We start from the raw sequence: 24,731 nt of genomic DNA on the forward strand, positions 1-24,731 counted from the left end.
ACAGCGCGTCCAGTCAGGCGGTGTGTGGACATGTGTCGCGGTACGCCTGGCCGGGCAGGTATTGAGCCCACTCGGTGTGGGTGAGATTGCGCCGGATGACGCCGCAGATGCGATGCTGGAGCGCGTCGCGATCTCGGCTCCAGAGGATCGGGTCCCACAGCCGGACGGTCCCGTCGTCACCGGCGCTGGCAAGCTGGTCGCCGCGCGGGCTGAAGGCGAGGGTGTTGACCCAGCCGGTGGCGTCGTTCAGCGGTTGGCCGAGCGCGTGATGAGCGGACACGTCCCAGAGCCGGACGGTGTGGTCGGCGCCGGCGGACGCGAGGGTGTTGCCGTCCGGGCTGAAGCTGAGCGCGCTGATGACGTCGGCGTGGCCGGTGAGCGGCGGGCCGAGCGGTCGAGAGGTGTTGACGTTCCATAGCCAGATCGAGCCGTCGCCGCCGGCGCTGGCGAGGGTGCGACCATCGGGGCTGAAGGCCAGCGCGTCCACGAACCGGGTGGCTCCGCGCAGCGGTGCGAGCGGGCGGCGGCGGGGGAGGTCCCACAGCCGCACCGTGCCGTCCTGCGCGCCGGCGGCCAGGATCTGGCCGTCTTTGCCGAAGGCGACGCTTCTGATGGCACCCGCGCCGGGGTTGAGCGGTGGTCCGGTGGGTTGGCCGCTGCGGGGGTCCCAGAGGCGCACGGTGCCGTCGTCGCCGCCGCTCGCCAGCGTGCTTCCGTCAGGATCGATCGCCACGGCGTACACGTTGCCGCTTTGGCCGTTGAGCAGCCGGCCGAGAGGCCGCCGGCCTTGGAGGCTCCAGAGGCTCAGCAGGCCGTCCGCGCCGGCGATCGCCAGCCTGTCGCCGTCAGGATCGGCGGCCAGGCTGAGGATCTCGCCCAGATGGCGCACCGGTGGGCCGAGCGTTCGCGCTCGACGCGTGTCCCATAGTCGCAGCGTGCCATCCAGGTCGGCGGAGGCGAGCGTGCCGGCGGGCGTGAACGCGATGGCGCGGATCCAGCTGCGATCGCCGGGCAACTGTCGGTCGAGCGGATGCGCGGCCGCCGTGTTCCAGAGTTGGACCGCGCCAGTCTCGTCGGCGGTGGCCAGGAGGTCGTCGCGCGGGCTGAAGGCCAGGGCCAGCACGCCGGCGACGTGACCGACCCCCTCGAGGTTCGCGTCCCGATTGCTGTCGGTCACCAGCACGCCGCGCGGGCGATGCGTGGCCACGCTCCACAACTGCACCGTGCCGTCCTGGCCGCCGCTGGCCAGCGTGCGCCCGTCGGGGCTGAAGGCCACGACACTATCGATGCCGGTGCGGCCCTCAAGTGCCCGGAGCGGCCGGCCGGACCGCACATCCAACAGTTGCGGATCATCGTCGATATGGGCCACCGTCCGGCCGTCCGGGCTGAATGACACACTCTCGCCGCCCGCGCCCAACTCGGTGACGTGCCACAGCGGGCGGCGGGCGGCCACATCCCACATCGACAGTGTGCCGTCACCGGAGGTCGCCAGCAGTGCGCCGTCCGGGCTGAACTGGAGCTCCGTGATCGACGTCGTGCCGATCTGCAGTGGGCGGCCGAGCGCCCGGCCGCTGGCGACGTCCCAGAAGCGCACCGTGGCGTGCTGCCCGTAGGCGTTGCTGAGCCGTGCGCCCCCCTGGCCGCTCGCCAGGGTCGTGCCGTCGGGGCTGAAGGCGACGGTGGTCGCGGTCGTCTTGTGCTGGACGAGCGGGCGCCCCCGCGGCCTGCGGGCGGCGAGGTCCCAGAGCCGGACCGTGTCGTCGTCGCTTGCGCTGGCAAGCAGCCGTCCGTCGGGGCTGATCGCCACGTCGTTGACCGGTCGCGCGTGGCCCGCGAGCCAGCCGATGTGGCGTCGCGAGGCGACGTCCCACAGCCAGATCCTGCCGTCGTCGGCGCCGCTGACGAGCGTACGACCGTCGGGGCTGATCGCGATGCTCTCGACGGCGGCGCCGTGCTCGAGCGGTCGTCCGACTCGGCGGTAGCCAGTGAGTGTGGGCAGCATGGACAGCACGGCATTGCGGGCCTCGCTGGTCGGCTCGCGGCGGTAGGCCTCAAGCCCCAGCAATCCCGCCAGTGGGGGGTCGTCGCCGAGATGCGCCACCGCGCTCGTGGCCAGGGCGCGTGAGGCGGCGGCGCGTTGCTCGAACCGCGCACGCTGCACGCCGCGCACGGCCACGATCGTGGCGATGCCGGCGATGGTGGCCAGGAGCGCGAGCGCGGAAGCCATCAGCCGGCGACGTCGCACGTGATCGCGCCGTTCGGCGTCGTGGCTCACATGCAGGAAGGCGCGTTCGGCGCGATTGAGTTCGGGATCGTGGTGGGCGTGCCATTCCACGGCGGCTGCGAGGCGGGCCCCGCGGTAGAGGTCGCCGGGGTCGCGGCCGGCCGCGTCCCACTCGCGCGCGGCCTCGGCCAGCCGGCGGTGCAACCGCCGTCCGTCGGCGTCCTCCTCCAGCCAGCCGCGCAGCCGCGGCCATTTTCGCAGCAGTGCCTCGTGTGCGAGCTCGACCGACCCGGCGCTGACTGTCAGCAGCCGCTCGTCGATGAGGATGGCGACAACCTGGGCCACGTCCTCGTCGAGCTCGGCGAGCGGAATCCGCCGCCGCTCGATCGCCCCGTCGCTGCCCTCGGTCGTGAGCCGCAGCAGCACGCCGCGGGCCGCGACCTGCTGCGCGGTGTCGAGGCGGGCGAACGCCTGCTCGGCATGGCGAGCGACCGCGCCGCGCACGCCGCCGCTGGCCTCGTAGCTCGACAGGCGCAGCTGGCGCCCGTCGCGCCGCTGCCAGAGCTCGAGGAGCGCGCTCGACAACATCGGCAGCGCGCCCGGCTCGTGCTCCACCTCGCTGAGCAGCGCCTCAGTGAGCTCGGGCTCGACCTCCAGGCCGGCCCGCTTGGCCGGGCGCTCCACCGCCTGGCGCAGCTCATCGCGGCGCATCGCGCTCACCAACACGTGATGGCCGGCCAGCTGCCGCGCCAGCTCCGGGTAGACGCCGCAGCGGCCGTAGTAGTCGGCGCGGATCGCCAACACCACCGCTGCGCCGTCCCGCTTGGCGGCCAGCTCGCCGATGAACGCGCGGCGCTCGGCTTCGTCGCGACACACCGTGAACGTCTCCTCGAACTGGTCGACCGCCAGCACCATGCGGCGGTTGCGCTCGATGCCCGTGGTGGCCCGCGTCAGCTCGGCCAGGGGATGTTCGCCGGGCCGCATGAGGGCCCGCTCCCAGCCCTCACTGCCCGGCAGCACGCCGCCCGCCAGCGCGGGCATCAGTCCGGCGCGCACCACTGATGACTTGCCACTGCCGGAGGGCCCGACCACGCCCAACAGCCCGGCGCCGACCAGGCTCGCGACCAGCTCTGCCACCAGCCGCTCACGCCCGAAGAAGAACGGCGCGTCGTCGACATCGAAGGCCGCCAGTCCCTTGAACGGGCACAGCACGGGCGCTCCCGGCTCGTCTGCCGCGGCGACGCGGTCACGCGCTGTCTGGAGCGCGAGCACACCGCCGGTCAGCTCTTCCTCCTGGGCGCGCAATCGCTCGCGGTCCGCCTCAGTTCGCCACGCGGCTACGCTCACCCGGCGCGCGGCCTCCCGCTGCGCCCATTGGCCCGCCAGCTCGTGCATGCGCCGGGGCACGCCGCCGCTGCGTTCCCACAGCCGGTCGGGCGGGACGGCATGTTCGACGGCGAACGCCCGTACGACCTCGGCATCCAGCGGCGCCAGCGCGAGCACCTCCTCCGGTTGCGCCTCGGCCACTGCCCGCACATCCCGTCCGCAGACCAACACCAGAGTCGGCGCGACGACGGCCGTCCGCCTCAGCTCAGCCGCCGGAAATGCCAGCTCCCCGTCGGCGACGTCAACGACCATCAGCGTCGGGCGCGCAGCGGAGGACTGCGGACCCGGGCCAGCCGCCGCCGCGGCGGGCGGACCTGGGCCGCCGACCAGCCGGACGACGCCGCCCGCGCGATGCACTTCAGTGGCCAGCTCCGCCGCAAGCCGGGTCTTGCCGATCCCTGCGACCCCGCACACCCCAACGACCCGCCCGGTACCGCCGCGCGCGGCCCGCCAATGCTCGCGCAGCCGCTTCAACTCTGCGTCGCGGCCGACCAGCGGTGGTGCCAAGGTGGCGTCGAGCGCTCGCGGCAGCTCCGGGGCGTCCAGCTCCAGCGACTCGTCGTGGGCGAGCACGGCCTCGTGGAGGCGCGCCAGCTGTGGACCCGGCTCGACGCCGACCGCTTCGACCAGTCTCTGGCGCGCGTCTCGAAACACCTCCAGCGCCTCGGTCTGGCGTCCGGAGCGATACAGCGCCAGCATCAGCTGCCCGGCGAGCCACTCGCGTTCCGGATGCTCGACCAGCAGCGGCCGCAACTCACTTACCAAGCCTGCGTCAGCGCCTGCGGCAAGATCGGCGTCGACGCGCGCCTCGATCGCCGCCACCCGCTGTTCCTCTAGCCGGGCGATCTCGTTGCGCGCGAACGACTCGAATTCCAGCTCCGCCAGGGCGGGGCCTCGCCACAGCCCCAGCGCGTCGCGCAACAGCGCCGCTGCCCGCTCCGGCTGTCCCGCGGCCAGCGCCCGCCGCCCGGCTTCCACGCCCCGCTCGAACCGCTCCAGGTCGAGTTCGCCCGGCCGCACCCGGAGCCGATAGCCCGCCGGCGTGGTCTCGATCAGCGCCGGATCGCCGAGCGCCTTGCGTAACCGCGAGACGTAGACGTGAACGGTCTTGACCGCCCCCGCCGGCGCCTCGTCACCCCACAGCGCCATCGCGAGTCGCTCCGCGCTCACGGGCTCATTGGCACGCAACAGCAGTACCGCCAGCACCACCCGCACCTTGCCGGCGCCGAGCGCCACCGCACCCCGCTCGCCGCGGGCCTCCAACGGCCCGAGAATCCGGAACTGCAGGCCCATCAGTGCCGACTCTACGGCGGTGTTAGCGACTGTTGCAACGATGAAAGCGCGGCGAAAGCGAGCGGGCGCACCGTGACCGGCAGTTCACCCACCCGCGCTCCGTCAGGAGGCCCACATGTCCGCCCAGCTCAGCGCCGCGCCCCGCCGCGACCAGACCGTCGCGCCGGCGCGCCGGCGCGCCCGCATCGCACTTGCCGTCGCTGGCGTCATCGCGGCGATCGCCGCCGGCGGCCTGGTCGCCGGCGAGGTCCTGCTCCCCGACCATTCCGGGCCCGCGCAGGACAGCCCGTATGTCCCCAGCGAACAAGCGCTGCGCAGCCTCAGCAACACGGTCGCCGCCGAGTACCGCATCGGGCTCGCTCCGACCGACGGCGCGAACGTCGCGCCGGACGAAGGCGTGCTGCGCGAGCTCCGCCACAGCATCGCCAACCAGTACCGCAGCCGCTAGCCGCTGCGAACAGGACAGGAGGCTCGAGATGAGGATGTTGCCCACCGTCGCACTCGGGATCGGTCTGGCGCTCAGCAGCACCGGCGTCGCCGTCGCCCAGTCGAGCGACACGATCGTAATGAGCGGTCTACACAATCCACGCGGGCTGACGTTCGGGGCGGCCGACCGCCGCGATCGGTTCGAAGACGGCCCGCACGCCGCGCTCTACGTGGCCGAGGCGGGAACCGGAGGCGACCTGCGCTGCGCGACGATCCGCGGCCCTGTGTGCGTCGGGCTGACCGGTTCGATCTCCCGCTACTGGCACGGGCGGCAGCAGCTCGTCGCGCAGGGACTGCCGTCCTACGCGCCCTTCGCGCCGCCGTCCGCAGGGGCCGTCGGCCCTAGCGACGTGTCCTTCGCCGGCGGACGCGGCTACGTGCTCATCGGGCTGGCCGCCAATCCCGACGTGCGCGCGCAGCTGGCCGAGCACTTCGGCTGGATCGCCCGCTTCCGCTCCAACGGACGCGTGACGTACACCGTCGACGTCTCCGCCCATGAGACCCAGGCCAACCCCGACGGGGGACTCGTGGAAAGCAACCCAAACGGCCTGCTCGCCACGCAGGCCCACGCGTCGTCGCCGACGCCGCAGCCAACAGCCTGCTCTCCCTGGATCGCCTCGGACAGGTCTCAACGCTCGCCGTATTCCCCTCGCGTCCCCAGGGCCGCTCCACCGACGCCGTCCCCACCTCGGTCGCGCGTGGGCCGGACGGCGCGCTCTACGTCGGTGAGCTGACCGGCGTCCCGTTTACCCCCGGCCAGGCCAACATCTGGCGTCTGGCGCCCGGCCAGCCGCCACAGATCTATTGCACCGGCTTCTCCTACATCATCGATCTCGACGTCGACCGCCACGGCCGCCTCTACGTCCTCGAACACGCCAGCGCCGCCAACGGCCCCTTCGCCGGCACCCCCGGCCAACTGCTTCGCGTCGCTCCGGATTGCACCCGCACCCCGATCAGAACCGGCCTGCCCGCGCCGACGTCCGTCGCGATCGGCCCTGACGGCAACCCCTACATCTCAATCAACGGCACCTCAGCCACAACCGGAGAAGTGATCCGCGTCGAACTCGGGCGCCACGACACGCCCCTCGACGCACAGGCCAACTAGCGCCGTCTCACGATCAGAGTCGCCGGGGACGCCTCCGGCGACTCTGAACACGCCCGCGAGCGCATGCGTGTGACGTTTCGGTCGGTCACGATCGTCCGCAACCGCAGCGGAGAGGACCGCGCGGTTCATGCCGGACGCCTACCCGAGTGTTGAAAAGCCTTGCTCGCGCCCGCATCGTCGGCCGCCCCGCTCATCGGACTTCGCCCACGCCTGGCGTGGAGCAGGCCCTGCCCGTTCAAGAAGCGCCGACACCGGGGAACAATCCGGGCCAATGCGCTCACTATTGCTCACGGCCGTCGCCCTCGGACTCGCGGCGCCGCCAGCCGCTCAGGCCGCGGCGTTCGAGGTGCCCTCCCCGCCGACGGCGGGCGTCAGCCTCACCGTCAACGACGACCAGGCGACGATGCGCGTGAGCGCCAAAACGTTCAGGACGATCGCGGGCCGGCCGGCGCTGATGCGCTGCTTCGGCGCCAGCGGCGGCGAGGCCGGTACCGGCGGGCGCGTGCCGCGCAAACGCGCTCCGATCTCGTTCGGGTTCGTGAGCCGTGCAGAGGACTTCTGCATGCTCGCCACTCGCGGCCACCCGAGCGTCGATGGGTGCCTGCGCGCCTACGCGCAGCAGACCTGGTGCGTGCGCGCGGCGGCCGCGCTCACCGACGCCGGCCGTGCCTACCTGGACGAGTTCGCCCGCACCGCCGAGCTCTCGACGGCGTTCACCGCAACCGAGAGCGGCCCCGCGTACGGCCGAACGATGCTGCAGACGCTGCAGGCCGACGTCGACGTCGACGTCGTCGGGCTGGCCACGGCGGACGCTGCCCCGCCGCACCGCAGCATCGGCTACTTCGAGGAGGGCACGACGTCGGTCATCGCGACCGTCCTCGCGGATGGGCGCGTGCGCTACGTCCAGCGCGTCGCTGACGTGTACTCGACCAACGACCCGCGCATTCCGACCAACCTGGAGAAGCTGTCGTTCTTCACCATCAAAGGCCAATACTGAAATCCCGAGCGCAGGCCGGGCGCACCACGCCGGCGACGATCTGAACCGCACACGCGATCACATCGTCGCTTCAGCGTGGCGAGCACACGTTGATCGGACGTGATCGTCGTCTAGGGGGCCTCCTGCGCGGGGTGTCCTCATGCCAATGCAAACGCTGAGTTGCCGACCCAGGAGGAGACGTTCGTCGTGTTGGCCGGCGAGCTGTCAATCTATCTAGACGAGCCGCCGGAGCGCGTAGACGTGCCGACCGGCGGAGTCGTGAACGTGCCCGCCGGGACGCCGCTGCAGAGCGCGAACCACGGCGATGTCGACCTGGTCGTCTACGCCTACGGGTATCCGCCGGAGGACACGACGGCCGAACTGCTCGATCCCGCGGTCTGATCAGCGCACGCGGGCGCTTGAGCTCGGCCTCCTAGGCCTTGGCGGGCGCGCCGCGCGCGCCTGGCTGATGATCGGGATCCCCTCGTGGTGGGTGATCTCGCGCTCGGCGAGGTCGCGGTGATGGAGCCGGTACGCGGCCGGGACCTCGCGCGTGATCCGCAGGTCCTGGCGCACAGTGACGTGGATCTTGGCCGGGTTGACGTCGCACGGTGCTTGTAGCGGCGCGATCGTTGTTCGTGCGCCGGCGCTCGCGTTGCGAGTCGCATGGCGGGAATCGCGCCCTCGAGCGTGCGGCTGGCCCCGCAGTCGATCCCGTGAGCCTCGGGGTGCGTTGCCTTGGCGCATGAGATGCGAGCCGGCGTACCGCCGCTCCGAGGCCGGGATTATTGGCCACAGGGCCAGTCTTCCTGCACGGTACTCCCCCGAGGCCGCCATTGCGAGATGTCGCCGGGCCAGTGCCCGTTCGTCGATGTTGGCAGCGGCGCTGCGCCGGTTAGTGGCCGAGCGCCGAGAGTCCGGGGGACGCAGGGAGCGGATGGCGTGAGAAGAAGGCGGCCAGGGCGTTCGCCATTGCGCCGGGATTTTGCACGTGGAGCAGGTGCGTCGCGGCGGGAAGCTCGAAGGCCTCGACGTTCGGCAGCCAGGCGAGCAGGAGGTCGCGTCGCTCGCGGAAGGTGGGGATGCTGTTTTCCCCGGTGACGATGAGCGCCGGCTGGGCGATGCGAGCCGCTTCGTCGTGGCCGAACGTCCACTGTGTCACCGCGGGCAGTTCCTGGCCGAAGAACGTGTCGGCGTCGGCCACGGCCTGGTCGAACGCGTTTGGGAGCGCCTGATCGAGCGCGGCGCGGTAGTCGGGTCCGCAGACGCCGCGCATCCAGGTCTCGACGGCTCCTGGCTTGTCGCCTGCGCGGTAGCGCTCCAGCGCGGGCTCGACGACCGCCTTGACCATCTGCAAGTGCACGGCGCTGGGGGCTGCTGGCCGCGCCGCGTCCAGCAGGGCGAGGGAGTGCACCGCGTCGGGGGCGTCCAGTGCCAGTTGGAGCGCCATGCTCGCGCTGGAGGAGTGGCCGACGACGTGGGCGCGCTCGATCCCGAGGTGGCGCATCAGCTTGCGGCAGTGCTGCGCCTGCTGGGCGAGGCTGACCGCACCCGGCAGGCGGTCGCTGCCCGCGTAGCCGCTGCGGTGGTAGCGGAGCACGGTGAAGCGGCTAGTGAGAGCGCGCTGTTCGATCAACGGCCGGAAGAAGTCGGCGCAGACGCCGGCGTGAATGAGCACGACCGGCTCGCCGGTGCCGCGGATCTCGTACTCGAGCTCGATGCCGTCGATCGGTGCCCGCTGCATTGCCGCACTCCTCTCGCGTTGAGCGCACGTTCGGCCGCAGCTGCCGCGATGTCACTCGATCCTACGCCTGACCCCACTCGATTTCGACCAGGCTGAGCCCACGCGGGGAACAACGGCCCGCCGCGCTACCGCGAGCGCGTGTGCGGCTCGATCACGAATGTCGAGCCGCACTGCGCGGTATGTGCGGGTCATGTATTGAACCGACGTCGATGGCGAGCCGGGTTAGGCGGCGACGTGGCGGCGGATGCGGATGCGCACGCCGGTGGCGGTGGCGGTGGCGGCGGCCAGCAGGATGACGCCGGCGGCGACGGAGATCAGCGTCCAGTCGTTCCCGGTGTCCGTGGCGGGGGCCGGCGTGACCGCAGGCGCCGGGCCGCTGGCGGGCTCGCGCGGCCAGCGTGCGTTGTGCTCCGAGACCGGGACGGACTGGGCGGTGGCGGGGCCGGCGAGCAGCGCGAAGGCGAGCACGGCGGCGACGGCGAGGCGGTGGATGTGGGTGGTGATCGTCATGGTTGGGAGCCTGCGCCACGCCGGTCTAAACGCGGTCGCACGGCCGTTTAGACCACGCGTAGACCGGGCTCGGTAACCGTCACGTTGATTGAGCCCCGAGGAGGTGATTGGGTTGACGCGACGCATGCAGATCCGGCTCCTCGGACACCTCGAGGCCAATGTCGACGACCGCCTACTCGAGCTCGGCGGCTCGAAGCAGCGGGCGGTGCTGGCGATGCTCGGGCTCGAGGCCAACCAGCTGGTCTCGGCCGACCGCCTGATCGAAGGGCTGTGGGGCGAGGAGCCGCCGGCCAGTGCGGCCAAGATGGTTCAGACCTACGTCTGGCGGCTGCGCAGGGTGATCGCCGCCGATGCCGGGGCGGAGATCGTCACGCGCGGGCGCGCGTACGAGCTGCGGATCGACCGCGAGTTGATCGACGCGCTGCGCTTCGAGCGGCTCGTCGGCGAGGCGACCCGCGGAGCCTCGGGTGACGCCGCGCGCCAGGCGCTGGCGCTCTATCGCGGCGAGCCGCTGGCGGACATCGCCTCCGAGCCGTTCGCCGCTGCTGAGATCCGGCGGCTGGAGGAGTTGCGGGTGACCGCCGCCGAGCTGGCCGTTGACGCCGACCTGGCCGCCGGCCGCCATCAGGAGGTCCTCGGTGAGATCGACGCGCTGCTGGCCGAGAGCCCGCTGCGGGAGCGCCTGCACGCGCAGCGCATGCTCGCGCTCTACCGCTGCGGGCGCCAAGCAGACGCGCTCGAGGCCTACCTCGAGGCGCGCGCGACGCTGGTCGACGGGATCGGCGTCGAGCCCGGGCCGGAGTTGCAGCGCCTGCAGTCCGCGATCCTGCGCCAGGACCCGGCGCTCGCGGTTGAGGACGCGGCGCCCGAGTTCCCGCCCGAGCTCGAGGCTGCGGCCGCGCAGCCGTTGATCGGCCGCGAGCGTGAGTTGCAGGCGCTCCGACGGCGCTGGCGGAAAGGCGGTCTCGTGACGCTCGCGGGTGCGTACGGCATGGGCAAGACGCGGCTCGCGGCCGAGCTCGCCCGTGAGCTCCAGCGCGAGGGCGCGACCGTGTTTTACGCGTCCGGGCTGGGGCCGGCCGAGGTCGCGTTGGCGGCGATCGCGCGCACGGCCGAGAGCCGTCGCCCGGCGCTGCTCGTGCTCGACGACGGCGACCGCGCGGGCGCCGAGGTCCGGCTGGCGCTGTTCTCGCTTCGCGACGGCGCGGTGTGCGTGCTCGCCACGGGCGTCCAGGCGGCGGCGCTGGCGCGACTCGAGCCGCGCGAGGCGCTCGTGCTCGAGCCGCTCGACGCCGAGGTCGTCGCCGCCATCGCGAGCTTCTATGCCCCGCCCGGCGGCGACGTCCCTGTCGACGAACTGCTGCGAACGAGCCGTGGGGTCGCGCGCCGCGTCCACGAGGCCGCGAGCGAGTGGGCGCGCCACGCCGCGACCGAGCGCGTCGACGCGCTCGCCGGCCGCGCGGCGATCGGGCGCGGCGAGGCGTGGGCGCTCGAGTCCGAGCTGGCCGGCAGCGTCGCCGATTTGCAGTCGACGCTCGAGCGGGTCGAGGATCGCCCAGCCGCGACGCCGTTGGTCTGCCCCTACAAGGGTCTCGCGAGCTTCAACCGCGAAGACGCGGAGTACTTCTTCGGCCGCGAGGGGCTCGTGGCCGAGCTTGTCGCGCGTCTGGTCGGCGCGACGCTGCTGGCCGTCGTCGGCGCATCCGGCAGTGGCAAGTCGTCGGTCGTGCGTGCCGGACTGCTTCCGGCGCTCGCGGGCGGCGTCCTTCCCGGCAGCCAGCATTGGGCGCAGGCCGTGATCCGGCCGGGCACGCATCCGGCACGCGCATTGCGCGCGGTGCGAGACCGCGGCGTGCTCGTGGTCGACCAGTTCGAGGAACTGTTCACGGCCTGCCAGGACGAGCGCGAGCGGACCGAGTTCGTGAGCGCGCTGCTGCGCTTCCCGCGCGTCGTGGTGGCCGTGCGAGCGGACTTCTATGCGCGCTGCGCGGCCTATCCGGAGCTCTCGCGGGCGCTCGGCGCCAACCACGTGCTGGTCGGGCCGATGACGCGCGAGGAGCTGCGGCGCGCGATCGAGCGTCCGGCGCGGCGGGCCGGCCTGGCCGTCGATCCGGACTTGGCCGACGCGCTGCTGGCGGACGTCGAGGGCGAGCCGGGCGCGCTGCCGCTGCTCTCGACGGCGCTGCTCGAGCTCTGGGGCCGGCGCGACGGGCGCCGGTTGCGGCTGGCCGCCTACGCGCGCAGCGGCGGCGTCCAGGGTGCGGTCGCGCGGCTGGCCGAGGACGCGTACGTCAGGCTCGGGCCCGCGCAACAGGCCGAGGCGCGGCGGCTGTTCCTCCGCCTGAGCGACGAGGACGAGAGCGGCGCGATCGTGCGCCGCCGGATCGCGCTCGACGAACAGGACGCCGGCGTGGTCGCGCGGCTCACCGACCGCCGCCTGCTGACGGTCTCCGAGGGGACGGTCGAGGTCGCGCACGAGGCGCTGCTGCACGAATGGCCGCGACTGCGCGGCTGGCTGGACGAGGACATCGAGGGACGCCGCCTGCGCCACCGGCTGCGCGAGGCCGCGGGCGCCTGGGAGGCCGACGCGCGCGATCCCGCCGGTCTCTACCGCGGCGCCCGATTGGCCGCCGCGCTCGACTGGGCGGCCGAGCACGGCGACGCGCTCGACGCCACCGAGCGCGCCTTCCTCGAGGCCGCTCGGCGCGCGAGCGGCCGCGCCCAGCGGCGGCTGCGGGCAGGGCTCGCCGGCGTCGTGTCGCTGCTTGTGCTGGCCGTGATCGCCGGCATCCTCGCGCTCGACCAGCGCAACCAAGCGCTCGCACGCGAGACCGCCGCCGACGCGCAACGCCTCGGCGCCCAGGCGCTCGCCTCCGACGACCTCGACCTCGCGCTGCTGCTGGCACGCCAGGGCGTCACGCTCGACGACACCGTGCAGACGCGCGGCAACCTGCTCGCCGCGCTGCTCAAGAGCCCGGCGGCGATCGGCGTCATCCGGGGCGTCGGCCAGCCCGAGAGCCTCGTCCTCAGCCCCGACGGCCGGACGCTCGTGACGACGGCGAATAGCCGGACGTTTGACTTCGTCGACGCGCGCACGGGACGCACCACCGTGCCCACTGGGGGCTGGTTCGACGAGCTGTGGCGCGGCGCGCCGTTGGTCTTCGATCGCGCGGGCTCGCGCATCGCGCTCGGCGCGACCTACTCGAACATCGTCGACCTGCGCTCGCGACGCGAGCTCGCGAGGCTCCCAACGGTGGGCTGGGTCTACAGCGTGGCATTCTCGGCCGACGAGCGCGAGCTTGTCGCCCTTCACGAAACCGCGAGCGGGACAACCGAGGTGGGGCGCTTCGACGCCGGCACCGGCGCCCAGGTCGGTACGGGGCGCACCGTTCTCGTGGGACCCGTGGTCGAGACCGACCAGGAGGCAGCGACGGTGCTCGCGACGCGCGACGGGCGCGCCGTCGTGACGCTCGTCAACGGGCGGGTGGCGATCCGCGACGCCCGCACGCTGGCCGCGCTACGCACGTTCGGCGACGGCTTGACCGGCCACATCGCCCTCACCCCCGACGGCCGGACGCTGCTGCTCGGGCGCAAGGACGGCCGCATCCAGTTCGTCGACCTCGTCTCGGGCGCCGAGCGGCGCGTGCCGGGTCGCCACCAGGGCGCCGTCCTGCAGCTCGTCATCACCCCCGACGGACGCACGGCCGCGAGCGCGGGTCGCGACAACCGGATCCTGCTTTGGGACGTCGAGCGGCGGACGATCCGGGAGACGCTCGTCGGCCACTCCGAGCGCATCACCGGGCTGGCCGCCAGTCCCGACGGGCGGACGCTCTACAGCAGCGGGCTCGACGGCAAGATCATGCTCTGGGACCTCAGTGGCGAGCGCCGGCTCGGCCGTCCGTTCGCGCTCCCGAACGAGGCCGCCGGCCCAGCGCTGAGCCCGGACGGCAGGACGGTCGCGGTCGCCCACCCCGACGGCACCGTGACCGTGGTCGAGCTCGCGACGCTGCGGACGCGCTCGCTGCGGGTCAGCGACGAGGCGCTTGGAGGCGTCGCCTTCCTGCGCGACGGCAGGCTGCTGGCGACCATTCCCCGTGCAGCAGGATCGCCGTCCGGATACGGCGTCGAGGTCGACCTCGCGAGCGGCCGAATCGGGCCGCGGCACGCCGAGCTGGGCTCGCCGCTGGCACCCAGCGTCGACGCCGGCGGGCGGCGGATGGCGATCGTGCAGCGCGGCGCGGCACTGGTGCAGCCGCTAGCGGGCGGCCATCCGGCCGACCGACCGCACTACTACCGGCGGCGCGGCGGAACGCTGAGCGTGGCGCTCAGCGCCGACGGCCGCAGCCTCGCCGTCGCGACCCGCGAGGGCATCGAGATCATCGACGTCGACCGGATGCGGATCCGCTCGTTCCTGATCGGGTCCGCCACGACCGAGGCGCCGCCGCAGTTCTCGCCCGACGGGCGCGTGCTGGCGGCCGGCAGCCGGGAGGGCTGGGTGCGCTTCTGGTCGACCCAGACGTTGAAGCCGCTATCAGCCAAGCTCGCCGCCCACCGCGGCTCCGTGCTCTCGCTCTCGATCAGCCGGGACGGACGCACGCTGGCCTCGGGCGGCACGGACGGCACACTCCGCCTCTTCGACCTCGCGACCCGCCAGCCGCTCGGCGCGCCGCTGCCCGCCGTGGCGAACGGCGCGACGGCCCCTGTCTTCGCGCTCGACGGCGCGTACGTGTTCGCGATCACCGCCGCCGGAAGCGGCGTCCGCTGGGACCTCCGCCCCGCGTCGTGGATGCAGCGGGCATGCACCGTCGCCGGCCGCACGCTCACCCGCGCGGAGTGGGACGACGCCCTCCCGGCCCGCGACTACGCCCCGGCCTGCAGCCGATGACGTCGTCGTCGAGCTCGCACCCCCGACCGGGTTTCGCACGGGGATCAGGCGTTCGTGAAGGGCGCTCCGCAGCCGGCGCTCGAGGGCTATGCCCTCAGGCTGGGAGTCGCCAATAGAGCGACAAGCGAATGCCGGCGGCCAGCCCACAGATCGATTTCTTTGTGAGCTATACCCAGGCCGATGGGGAGTGGGCCGAATGGATCGCAGCAGAGCTCGAGGGCGCGGACCGCACGGTGTTCCTGCAGGCGCGGCACATCGTGCCCGGGGACAACTTCGTCCGGAAGATGGACGACGCGCTGAAATATTCAGACCACGTGATCGCCGTCCTCTCGGACGACTACCTGGCGTCGGAGTTCGCGAGTGAGGAGTGGCAAGCGGCGTTCGCGGCCGACCCGGTTGGCGACGACCGCCGCCTCATCCCGGTGAAGGTGAAGGAATGCACTCCAGCGGGCCTTCTTCGCACCCGCGTGCACGTCGACCTCGTCGGGCTCAGCAAGGCCGGCGCCAGAGATGCGTTGCTGCGTGGCGTGGGCGAAACGCCGACGCGCGCGACGTCGTTCCCCGGGTCCGAGGCCCCCCGTTTCCCGGACGCTTCGAAGCGCGTGTCCAACCAGCTTCCGCACCCCAACCGCTGGTTCGTCGGTCGCGACGCCGAGCTCGCGGCGATCGAGGCCCGGCTCGCCAAGCCCGGGGTCCAGTTCGTGGTGCTCGCCGGGCCGGCCGGCGTAGGGAAGACGCAGCTCGCGATCGAGTTCGCCGAGGCGCATCGCGACCGCTATGAGCTGGTCTGGTGGGCTCACGCCGGCAGCTTCGCCGCCGACCTGGCAGCGCTCGGAGACGCGGTCGGCGCCCCGCGGCAGCTGACCGTCCAGAAGCGGGCGGGGTGGGCGAGCGGATGGCTCGAGCGGCGCGATCGATGGCTGCTCGTCGTCGACGATGTCGACGACCCGGCACGCGGTCTGGAGTTGTTGCCGCGTGCCGGCGCCGGGGACGTCCTGGTGACGGCCCGCGCCGACGTCGGCTGGCCCGGCGGCGCCGAGGTGCCGTCGGTCGACGTGCTCGGCCTGGACGGCGCGGCGCAGTACCTCCAGGAGCGCAGCGGCGAGCACGACGCTGAGGCCGCCGCGGCGCTCGCCGCGGAGCTGGGCAGGCTTCCTCTGGCGTTGGAACAAGCCGCGGCATTCATCGCCGAAACCGGACCGATGTCGCTGGCCGCGCTGCGGCTAGAACTTCAAGCGCGCCCGAAGGCGGTATTGGCCGCGACCGGGGCGCACAACGACATCATCGCGACGATCTGGTCTCAGTCGCGCGAATTGATGCCCGACGCCGCCATCGACCTCATCAGCCTGACGGCGTTCTTGGCGGCGGATGACGTGCCATACCCCCTGCTCACTAACCACGCTCACGTTCTGCCGGAGCCCTTGGCCTCTTGCGCGGGCGACAGGCTCCAGCTCGCAGCCACGATCCGTACGCTGCGCCGCTACGGGGTCGCGAAGGCGGTCACCGACGGGATCGCCGTCCACCGGCTCCTGCAGACCGTCGTTCGCGCCTCGCTCCCTGACGACGCGCGCGATCGTTGGGCCACAGTTGCGGGAGAGTTCGTCCAGGCAGCGGTCGAGGCACTCGACCCGCCGGGCAGGCCGTCGCCTGCCGGCGACCGCCTGCTGCCGCACGTCCTCGCGTATATCGAGTGCGTACCTGGCACCTCGGTCCTGCTCCTGTGGGCCGCCGAGTACACCAAGTCTCGCGGCGACTTCCGCGGCGCGAGAAGCCTCTTCGAGCGAGTAGGACCCACACTTCATGCACGCTGCCAGGTGGCGTTTCTGACTGGCCGGTTGGGCGAGCACGAACGGGCGATCCGTCTCTACGAGCAGCTCCTGCCCGATCAGCTGCTCGTGTTCGGACCCGATCATGAGGAAATGCTCGGCGCCCGCCACAACATCGCTCGGTTCACCGGCGAGGCCGGGCGGCTCGACGAGGCACTTGAGCAACTCGCCGCACTCCTAATCGACAGCCGCCGCGCGCTCGGTCCTGACCATGAGCGCACCCTCGGCATCCGGCATGGCATCGCGTATTTCCTCGGCGCGAGCGGACACGAGGACGAAGCGCTGGAGCAATTCGCGACGCTGCTTGCCGACCATGAGCGCGTGGTCGACGAAGATCACGCGGACACGCTTGGCGTCCGGGGCAACATTGCCCGCTTGCTCGGCGCCTCCGGTCGTCATGCGGACGCGGTCGAGCACCTCGCGGAGCTCGTACCCCGCTTCGCGCGGGTGCACGGCGCCGACCATCCAGACACTCTCGGCGTCCGTCACGAGCTCCAATACCAGACGGAGCAGGCCGGGCGCCACGAAGAGGCGCAAAGACTGCTCCGAGAACTGCGCGAGGATGAACAACGCATATTCGGGCAGTCGCTCTCAGAGGAGCGCTCGGTCCGGTCGTCGTCGGCGCCGGCGACGTGGAGTTCTCGGGGCAGTTGAGGGTCCGGCGGGGGGTACCCCCTGCCAGCCGTGGTGACGGCGGCGTCATCTCAGGTAACGCGAACCGCCCGCAACCCCGCACCTCACAACCACAGGAGGACGCGATGCCTTCCGTCGTCGCCACCCACGACCGCACGAGCGCGGACTATCAACAACAGTGGGACAATCTGGTCCCGCAGGGCTACCGCCCGATCAGCCTGTCTGTCTACGGAGCCGCGAGCGACCCGAGGTACGCCGCCGTCTGGGTGCAGCGATCAGGGCCCGCGTTCGCGGGGATTCACGGCGTCGGCCACGCCGGCTTTCAGACGTTCGTCAACACTTGGGCGGCGAAGGGCTACAGCCCGACGATCATCGCAGCGACCGGCCCGGCCGACGCGCCAGTGTTCGCCGCCGTCATGGAGCTCGAAGGCCACGGGGTGTCATTGACACGCCACGGCTTGAGCACGGGCTCGGACAGCGACCAGGGGACGATCGAGTTCTGGCTCGCCGAAGCCCGGCGGCGTGACTGGATTCCCCGCTGGATCGCGGCGTATGGCACAACCAACGACCGTCGCTATGCGATCGTGCTGGACCCAAACCCCGGACACGTCGTCTGGTCTATCGACGGGCTGCACGGCGAGAACGCCGGCACATACCAGCAGCGCTTCGACGCGCAGCGACAGCAGTGGGCGCGCCCGGCGTTCGTGACAGTGACGCCCGACGGCGGCTATCTGTCCCTGTTCCGCGACGACTCCCTCGGGGACGACTGGGCCGCCCGCCACGGCCTGACCAGCGGCGACTACCAGCGTGAGGCCGACACCTGGATGCCGAAGGGCCTCTACCCGGCATATGTGCAAGCCGGTGGCGCGGTCGGCAATACGCGTTTCGCCACGTTCTTCGCCCGACAGGACCGCCCGCTGCCGCGCGTCTTTCGCGCCACCGGGCCGGCCGTGCCCTCTATGCACGCGATCGACGACGTCGTGGAGGAGCGCATGCGAGCGACGGGAACGCGCGCGACCGCTGTCGCGGTGACCCACCACGGCAGACTGGTCTACGCGCGCGGGTTCACCTGGGGCGAAGCCGCCTACCCGACGACGCAACCAACCTCGATGTTCCGGCTGGCGAGCTGCTCGAAGCCGATCACCGCGATGGCGATCTTCCAGCTCGTGCAGGAGAAGCGCCTGTCACTCGAGGATCGCCTCGTCGACCGAGTCGGATTCGAACTGCCGCCAGGCGCGACACGCGACGCGCGCTTCGCCAACATCAGGATCAAGCACCTGCTCACTCACAGCGCGGGCTGGGAGAACCCGCCGGGCGACTACTGGCAGGCGGCCCAGGCATTCGGGCAGGCGAACATGCCCGTGAGCAAACGGCGCTTCGCCGGCTACATGGCCAGCCGGCCGATGCAGTTCGCACCGGGCACCAAACAGGTCTACTCGAACCTGGGCTACATGATGCTCGGACTCGTTGTCGAGTCCTTGCGCGGCAGCGACTACACCCGCGCGGTTCAGGACACGATGCTCACGCCGCTTGGCCTGACCCGTCCGCACCGGACGCCGACCCGGCAAGCAGACCAACGTCCCGGCGCCGCCCGCCAGCACGACGGCGCTCTCCGCGTCGGGCCCAGCGCGATCGCGGGCCCCGCCGGCGGCCCGCACCCGCTCGCCGCGCTGCCCTATGGCGGCGAGGACTACGCGCTCTTCGACTCCTTCGGCGGCTGGTGCATGGCGCCCGTCGACTACGCGAAGCTGCTCGCCGCCTTCGCGCTCGGCGCGGCCAACCCGCTCCTGAATCCCGACAGCGTTCAAGCCATGTGGACTGTGCCGCCGGTCTCCCCGCCGTCGACGGGCTTCCGCTACACGCACGGCTGGGCGTCCTGGAACGAGCCCAACGGAGTTCGCGGATTCGAGCACGGCGGAGCGATGCCCGGTGTCGCCACCCGCATCCTGCTCCGCACCGACGGCTGGGGCTACGCCATCTTCAGCAACGGCGGCAGCGTGGCCGACATCTACTACGCCATCGCCGGTCTCCCCGCCTCGGCGTGGCCGACCCATGACCTCTTTCCCCAGTACGGCATCCCGGCCTACCAGCTCCCAACGGTCACTCCGGCGGCTGCGACGCCGATCGCCGACCACCGGCCGGCCGCCTTGCGCGGCGAAGCGGCTAGCGAGCTGGAGCCACTGAGAGCCGCCTAAGCAGACGCCGTCGCTTCCGGCACGATCAAATCTGAGCCGCCCCGGGTCTCGCGGAGACCGGTGATCTGCCCCGGGGTTGGTGGAGTCGGGTTTCTAGAGTCGTCCGGTATTCGGAGGATTCAATTTGCCCCGTAGATACCCGCCTGAGGTCCGTCGTCAGGTAGTCCAGGCTGTGACGTTCGGGATGTGCGAGCCGACGATCTACAACTGGCTCAAGCAGGAGCAGATCGATCGCGGCGAGATCGACGGCCTCAAGACCGACCAGGCGATCGAGCTGGCCGCTGCCAAGCGACGGATCCGCCAGCTCGAGACCGAGCTGGCGGTCTCGCGCAAGGTCAACGAGGTCTTCCTGGATCAGAACCTCGCCCCAAAAGCCTCTACCCGGTGATCGAGTCTCTGACCGGGCAGGGCATCGACGTCAGCCACGCCTGCCGCGTGCTGGCCGTCTCCCAGTCGGGCTATTACGCGTGGAAGACGCGGCCGGCGTCACCGCGCGAGCTACGCCGGATCTGGCTGGCCGGCGAGATCACCGACATCCACAAGGCCTCCGGCGGCACCTACGGCGCGCTGCGCGTGACCGCCGAGCTGAAGTACGGCCGCAGCATTCGTGCCGGGCACGGCGCGGTCGAGCTGATCATGCGCCAGCTCGGCATCAAGGGTCTCGCGACGCGCCGCCTGCCCAGAGGCGCGCGGGTCGGGAAGGTCACCTCGTTGGACCTGGTGCGCCGCGATTTTCGCCGTGACGCGCCGGATCGGCTGTGGATGACTGACATCACCGAGCATCCGACCCGCGAGGGCAAGGTCTATTGCTGCGTCGTGCTCGACGCGTTCTCCCGGCTGGTGGTCGGTTGGGCGATCGACAGCGCCCAGACCACCACGCTGGTCCTCAACGCCCTTGGCATGGCCACGCGGCGCCGCCTACCCGCCGGCGAGCTCGTGATCCATTCCGACCGCGGCGTGCAATTTACGTCCTGGGCCTTCAGCCACAACGTCACAGACGCCGGATTGGCACCCTCGATGGGCGCCGTCGGCAGCCCCTACGACAATGCCATGGTCGAGTCCTTCTGGGCGCGGATGCAGGTCGAGCTGCTCAATCGCAAGACCTACAAGACCCGGATCGAGCTCGCCACCGCGATCTACGACTCCATCGAGCTCTTCCACAACACCCGACGCCGACACAGCTCACTCGCCATGCGCACCCCGACCGAATACGAACACCTACACCACACCACCATCAACGCCGCCTGACTCCAGAACCCCGACTCCATTTTTCGCGGGGCAGATCAAGGTCTCCGTCGAACTCGGGATGGCTCAAAACGCACTACCAGCGCAAACGAGCCGAGCACAAAAGCCCGACCGAAGCGCTCCGCAGCCTCAAGCGACAGCTCGCCGAGGTCGTCTACCGCCAGCTCCGCCACGACCACCTGACTCGGCCAATTTCAGATTCAGGATTGACATAGAGGCGCTATCAACTCACGCTCGAGCGTCCTGAACCGGCGAGCGCTGACACATCGTTATCAAGCCAACCCGCCGAGCCGGTAGGCAGCGACTAGAAGTGAGTCAAGCGTTCGCCGGACAAGACCATCCATCAACTGCCGCCCGCCATGCAAGCGGCTCGCAAAGGCTCTCACTGAGGCGACTACGGAAAGCGCCGCCGCGGATCCTGACTCCGCCGGGTCGCCGGCGGCGGTACCGCCGCGGGGCCGGCGGCTTGCGGGCACGGTCGGCCAGCATCAACAACGACCGCTGGGCGTGCTCGTCGGGCAGTGCCGAAGCCGGCGTGTTCCGGAACGTCAATCACTAGGAGGGGTAGTCAAAAACTCTGGGATGCCCTCCTAGTGACCGGCCTCCAGCGGGGAATTAGGTTGGGCCATGCCGCAGCCGACGCATGACGAACACGGAGGCCCATGGCATGGCGGAAATGGTCATCCCCGGTACCTACATCGAGGTCCGCGCGGAGGGTTTGATCTCGGCCGGACAGATCGCGACCGGGATCGTCGGAATAGTGGGGACCGCCGCTCGTGGTCCGGTCGGCACCCCGGTCACGCTGTCCGGCTTCAGCGCCGCGCGTGACGCGTTCGGAGCGGCCGACACGTTCACGCGACCGAGGGACGGGGCGAATCCGCTGACCCTCGTGCGGGCGCTTGAGCACGTCTACAACAACGGCGCTTCGGGCGTGATCGCGGTGCGTGCGGCGGGCTCGACCCAGGAGACCGCGGACTTCGCGCTGCGCGACGCGTCCGGCAACGCGACGGTGACGCTGTCGGCGAAGACGCCCGGCAGCTGGGGCAACGACATCCACATCGCGGTCGCCCAGGCGGAGGACGACGCACGGGTCGACGGCGAGACCCAGAGCGCGACGTTCGACAAGCTTGGCTACTCGCCGGTGGTCGCCTCGCCCGAGAACCAGCTGCGAATCCTCCGCGGCACGACGCGCCGTATCGAGACGCCGCAGCTCGACTACAAGCGCATCCGCGAGGAGGACGTGCTGCCCGACGCCGACGAGCGCTTCCGGCTCTCGGCGACACCGGTCGAGGACGTCGAGACGCTCAATGTGGTCCGCATCCTCGACGCCGCCGGCGGCGCGGTCCGCGAGTACGGGTCGGGCGCGATCCTCTACGGCTCGGGGGCGGCGCCGAAGGCCGGCGAGGTGCGGCTGAACAACAGCACCGGCGAGCTCACCTTCGCCGCCAAGGAGGCGCCTGAGACGGGTCAGCGTGTCCACGCGCGCTACGGCGTGGGCCACGACGACCCAGCGTCCGGGCACGTGCTCATCACGACCTGGGACGGCACACTGACCTTCCGCGCGGGAGAAGCGCCCGACGAGGCCAACGGCGACCGCCTGACCGCTTCCTACGTGGTCTCGCGCGAGAGTGCGGTCGAGGTCACGCTCAGCTACGGAGTGACGAGCGAGAGCTACGTCATCCCCGCGGGCAAGGCGCTCGGCGACCTGCTCGGGCCGAACTCGCTCGTCAGCGCCGCCACCGACGCGACGCACGGCGGCGCGCTGCCGGAGGCGCCGATCGACGCGTACTTCGGAACCGGCACCAACACGCCTGGCGCCGACGGCGCCGACGCGACACCCGACGACTACGCCGCGGCGCTCGAGGCGATCTCGAACGAGTTGGTGAACATCGTCGTGCTGGCCGGCCAGGACGCGACGCAGATGGGCTCGAAGCTGGCCGGGCATCTGCACGCCACCGAGGCGGTCGACCTCGAGCGCATCGGCGTGATCGGCGCGCGCGGCTCGACCGTGGCGGAGTACCTCGGTCAGCCGCTGTCCGACGAGCGCGTGGTCGCCGTCGCCCCGGGCCTGGCGCTCGAGGACGGCACGGCGCTCCCTGCCGGCTACACAGCGGCCGCGGTCGCCGGACTGATCTCGTCGCTGGCTGTCCAGAGCAGCCTCACGAACAAGACCCTGACCGTCCCCGGGCTGTCGCTGAAGGCCAACCGCGGCGAGCAGGAGCAGCTGATCCACCGCAACGTGCTGGCGGTCGTCCCGAAGGACGGCTTCCGGATCGTGAAGGGCATCACGACCTCGGGTGAGGGGACGCCGTTCGCCGCGATCCCGACGCGGCGGATCGTGGACTACGCGAAGTACGGCGTGCGCTCGGCCTCCAACCCGTATATCGGGCGCCTCAACAACGATCGCGTGCGCTCCGCGCTGAAGGCCACGCTCGACGGCTTCCTGACTCGGATGGTGCTCGACGAGGCGTTGACCGGCTACGCGCTCGACGTCACAGCGACGCGCGCGCAAGAGATCGCGGGAGAGGTGAGCGTGGTGATGACCCTGCAGCCGACGTTCAGCATCGACTATGTCCGCGTCGTCATGAACCTCAAGTAGCCGGGAGGAGCGATGGCGAATACCGTCTTCAGAGCGATCGACTCGACCCTCGTACTGGGCGTCGACGACGCCAACTCTCCGGAGGGCGCGGCGGCCGACGCGTTGATCTCGCAGTTCGACCTCAGCAACGTCGTCGGCCGGCTTACCGCGGTGACGCTGACCGTCTCGAGCGACGTGCGTCCGTTCTTCGAGCTCGGGAGCCGCTACGCGAGCGTTCTCCGCCCGGGCGTCGTGCTCGTTTCCGGCAAGGCCGACCGCGCGCACGTCAACGGCGCACTTCTGCGGCTGCTGCTGGGCGACGGCGCGACGAGCCCGCCGGCCGCGGCGAACTTCGTCCAGCCGGCGCTCAACATCGTCACGACGCTGCGTGACCCGGCGTACCCCGACGGGTCGACGAAGGTCATCGTGTTCGGGGCGAAGTTCGACTCGTGGGGCTACACCATCCCCGACGACGACTTCGTGATGGAGTCGGTGACCTTCAAAGCGTTGCGGGTCGCCTTCGAGGAGACCTGAGCCGGTGGACGCGACCGCGGTGCCGACGGGCCGCTGGCTCTCGGCTGAGGACCTGCTGGCCCCGAGCGCGCTCACGCACGACGTCGACGTGCCCGAGCGGATCCTCAGGCCCGGCGTCGGCGAGACGGGCGAGGCCCCCGGGCGAGTGCGACTGCGGCCGCTGACCATCGGCACGCTGGCCGCGATCTCGCGCGCGGCTCGCGAGGACGCGCGGCTCGTGCCGCTGCTGATCATCAAGGAGTCGCTCGTCGAGCCCTCGCTGAGTCTCGACGGCGTCCGCGCCCTGCACGTGGGGCTCGTCCAGTTCCTCGTCTCGCGCGTCAACGAGATCTCGGGTCTGACACCCGACGGGGAGCTCGCCGAGGACGCGGCGGCGTCGCCTGCCGGGCAGATGCATCTGCTGCTGGCGCGGCACTTCGGCTGGACGCCCGAGCAGGTTGCGCAGCTCACGCCCGCGCAGGTCGCGATCTACCTGGCGGGCGCGGCGCGGCTGGCGGAGCTGGAGCCCCGCGAGTGATGCCGCTGAACCGGCTCGAGCGCACCGGCGAGCGCCTGCTGGCGATGGAGGCGCTGCTGTGCACGACGCAGATGGCCAACCTACCCGTGGCGCCGGGTGGCGACCTCTGGGAGTGGCTGGTGGCTGCGCTCGAGCGCTCCGCGGTCGAGGCGCCGGAGGAGCCGGTGGACGACCGGGTCAGGCGCTGGAGCGGTGAGCGCCTCTCGACCGCGCGCCGCGCGCGCCCGGACGGGGCCTCCGCGGAGCGCAGAGAGGCCGCCGCTCGGCTCGGAAGCGAGGCGCGGCGGTATCCAGCGGGCGAGCCGGCCGAGGCGACCACGCTCCGCGAGCGCGCCGGCGGTGGGACCGCGGCGCGCAACGGGCGAGGGGCGAGAGACGCTGCGGCCGCGGCCTGGACGGGGAGTGCGGCGCCCCGCGGGTACGCCGCGGACCGGCCGCAGCGCGCGCGGTACGCACCGGACCCGGACGAACGCGCCGCCGGCCGTGCAGAGCTCAACCACACGCCGGCCGCTGCCGCGGCGGGCGGCGGCGGCCCCGCCCTTGACCCGCCGGCCCGCGCGCCGGGCGCGACCGGCGCCAAACCGGCCGCCGCCG

The 24,731-nt window shown here is 71.7% G+C and carries 14 protein-coding genes and 2 pseudogenes; 12 read left to right on the forward strand and 4 right to left on the reverse strand.

All coding sequences use genetic code 11. The annotated features are described in order from the left end of the window. Positions 1-13: 13 nt before the first annotated feature. Positions 14-4,903: an nSTAND1 domain-containing NTPase gene (locus tag OM076_RS37525; RefSeq protein ID WP_270045310.1), complete on the reverse strand. Its 4,890-nt coding sequence runs from the start codon at positions 4,901-4,903 to the stop codon at positions 14-16. Between the two features lie 115 nt (positions 4,904-5,018). Between OM076_RS37525 and OM076_RS37530 the strand changes: the two genes are divergently transcribed. From OM076_RS37530 to OM076_RS37545, 4 genes and pseudogenes are all read left to right on the forward strand, one after another. Next, positions 5,019-5,351: a hypothetical protein gene (locus OM076_RS37530; RefSeq protein WP_270045311.1), complete on the forward strand. Its 333-nt coding sequence runs from the start codon at positions 5,019-5,021 to the stop codon at positions 5,349-5,351. Positions 5,352-5,469: 118 nt separating this feature from the next. Beyond that, positions 5,470-6,494 (forward strand): annotated as a pseudogene (locus tag OM076_RS47045) (ScyD/ScyE family protein). A gap of 271 nt (positions 6,495-6,765) precedes the next feature. Then, positions 6,766-7,491: a hypothetical protein gene (locus tag OM076_RS37540; RefSeq protein ID WP_270045313.1), complete on the forward strand. Its 726-nt coding sequence runs from the start codon at positions 6,766-6,768 to the stop codon at positions 7,489-7,491. Between the two features lie 159 nt (positions 7,492-7,650). Continuing rightward, positions 7,651-7,872 carry a cupin domain-containing protein gene (locus tag OM076_RS37545; protein ID WP_270045314.1) on the forward strand — a complete coding sequence of 74 codons (222 nt, stop codon included), beginning with the start codon at positions 7,651-7,653 and terminating at the stop codon, positions 7,870-7,872. On the opposite strand, the gene OM076_RS37550 is transcribed toward OM076_RS37545, so the two are convergent. The 3 genes from OM076_RS37550 to OM076_RS37560 all read right to left on the reverse strand — a co-directional run bounded on the left by OM076_RS37550 (position 7,873) and on the right by OM076_RS37560 (position 9,724). Further along, positions 7,873-8,046, reverse strand: coding sequence for a hypothetical protein (locus OM076_RS37550; RefSeq protein WP_270045315.1), 174 nt, complete (start codon positions 8,044-8,046; stop codon positions 7,873-7,875). 319 nt (positions 8,047-8,365) lie between these two features. After that, entirely contained in the window at positions 8,366-9,214 is an 849-nt protein-coding gene (locus tag OM076_RS37555) for an alpha/beta fold hydrolase (protein ID WP_270045316.1), read from the reverse strand. Between the two features lie 222 nt (positions 9,215-9,436). Then, on the reverse strand, positions 9,437-9,724 hold the full coding sequence (locus OM076_RS37560) for a hypothetical protein (protein ID WP_270045317.1): 288 nt from the start codon (positions 9,722-9,724) through the stop codon (positions 9,437-9,439). A gap of 124 nt (positions 9,725-9,848) precedes the next feature. Between OM076_RS37560 and OM076_RS37565 the strand changes: the two genes are divergently transcribed. The 8 genes and pseudogenes from OM076_RS37565 to OM076_RS37600 form a co-directional block, all read left to right on the forward strand. Beyond that, positions 9,849-14,609 carry an nSTAND1 domain-containing NTPase gene (locus tag OM076_RS37565; protein ID WP_270045318.1) on the forward strand — a complete coding sequence of 1,587 codons (4,761 nt, stop codon included), beginning with the start codon at positions 9,849-9,851 and terminating at the stop codon, positions 14,607-14,609. Positions 14,610-14,737: 128 nt separating this feature from the next. Further along, the gene (gene fxsT, locus OM076_RS37570) at positions 14,738-17,089 is read left to right on the forward strand and encodes an FxSxx-COOH system tetratricopeptide repeat protein (protein ID WP_270045319.1); all 2,352 of its coding nucleotides are present in this window, start codon (positions 14,738-14,740) and stop codon (positions 17,087-17,089) included. Between the two features lie 104 nt (positions 17,090-17,193). Then, complete coding sequence (locus OM076_RS37575; protein ID WP_270045320.1) at positions 17,194-19,263, forward strand: serine hydrolase; 2,070 nt, start codon at positions 17,194-17,196, stop codon at positions 19,261-19,263. A 124-nt stretch (positions 19,264-19,387) separates the two neighbouring features. Beyond that, positions 19,388-20,511 (forward strand): IS3 family transposase gene (locus OM076_RS37580; RefSeq protein WP_372518129.1). Its coding sequence is split into 2 segments (ribosomal slippage): positions 19,388-19,637 and positions 19,637-20,511, totalling 1,125 coding nucleotides; the frame shifts between segments, so codons are not numbered across the junction. 664 nt (positions 20,512-21,175) lie between these two features. Continuing rightward, a complete protein-coding gene (locus tag OM076_RS37585; protein ID WP_270045321.1) occupies positions 21,176-23,107 on the forward strand; it encodes a phage tail sheath subtilisin-like domain-containing protein in 1,932 nt (643 codons plus the stop codon). A gap of 12 nt (positions 23,108-23,119) precedes the next feature. Continuing rightward, positions 23,120-23,620, forward strand: a complete 501-nt coding sequence (locus OM076_RS37590; protein WP_270045322.1) for a hypothetical protein — start codon at positions 23,120-23,122, stop codon at positions 23,618-23,620. Positions 23,621-23,624: 4 nt separating this feature from the next. Further along, positions 23,625-24,137, forward strand: coding sequence for a hypothetical protein (locus OM076_RS37595; protein ID WP_270045323.1), 513 nt, complete (start codon positions 23,625-23,627; stop codon positions 24,135-24,137). Further along, a pseudogene (locus OM076_RS37600) lies at positions 24,137-24,731 on the forward strand (hypothetical protein); the annotation flags it as partial. The gene OM076_RS37595 and the pseudogene OM076_RS37600, both read left to right, overlap by 1 nt.

It is taken from the genome of Solirubrobacter ginsenosidimutans, assembly GCF_027587205.1.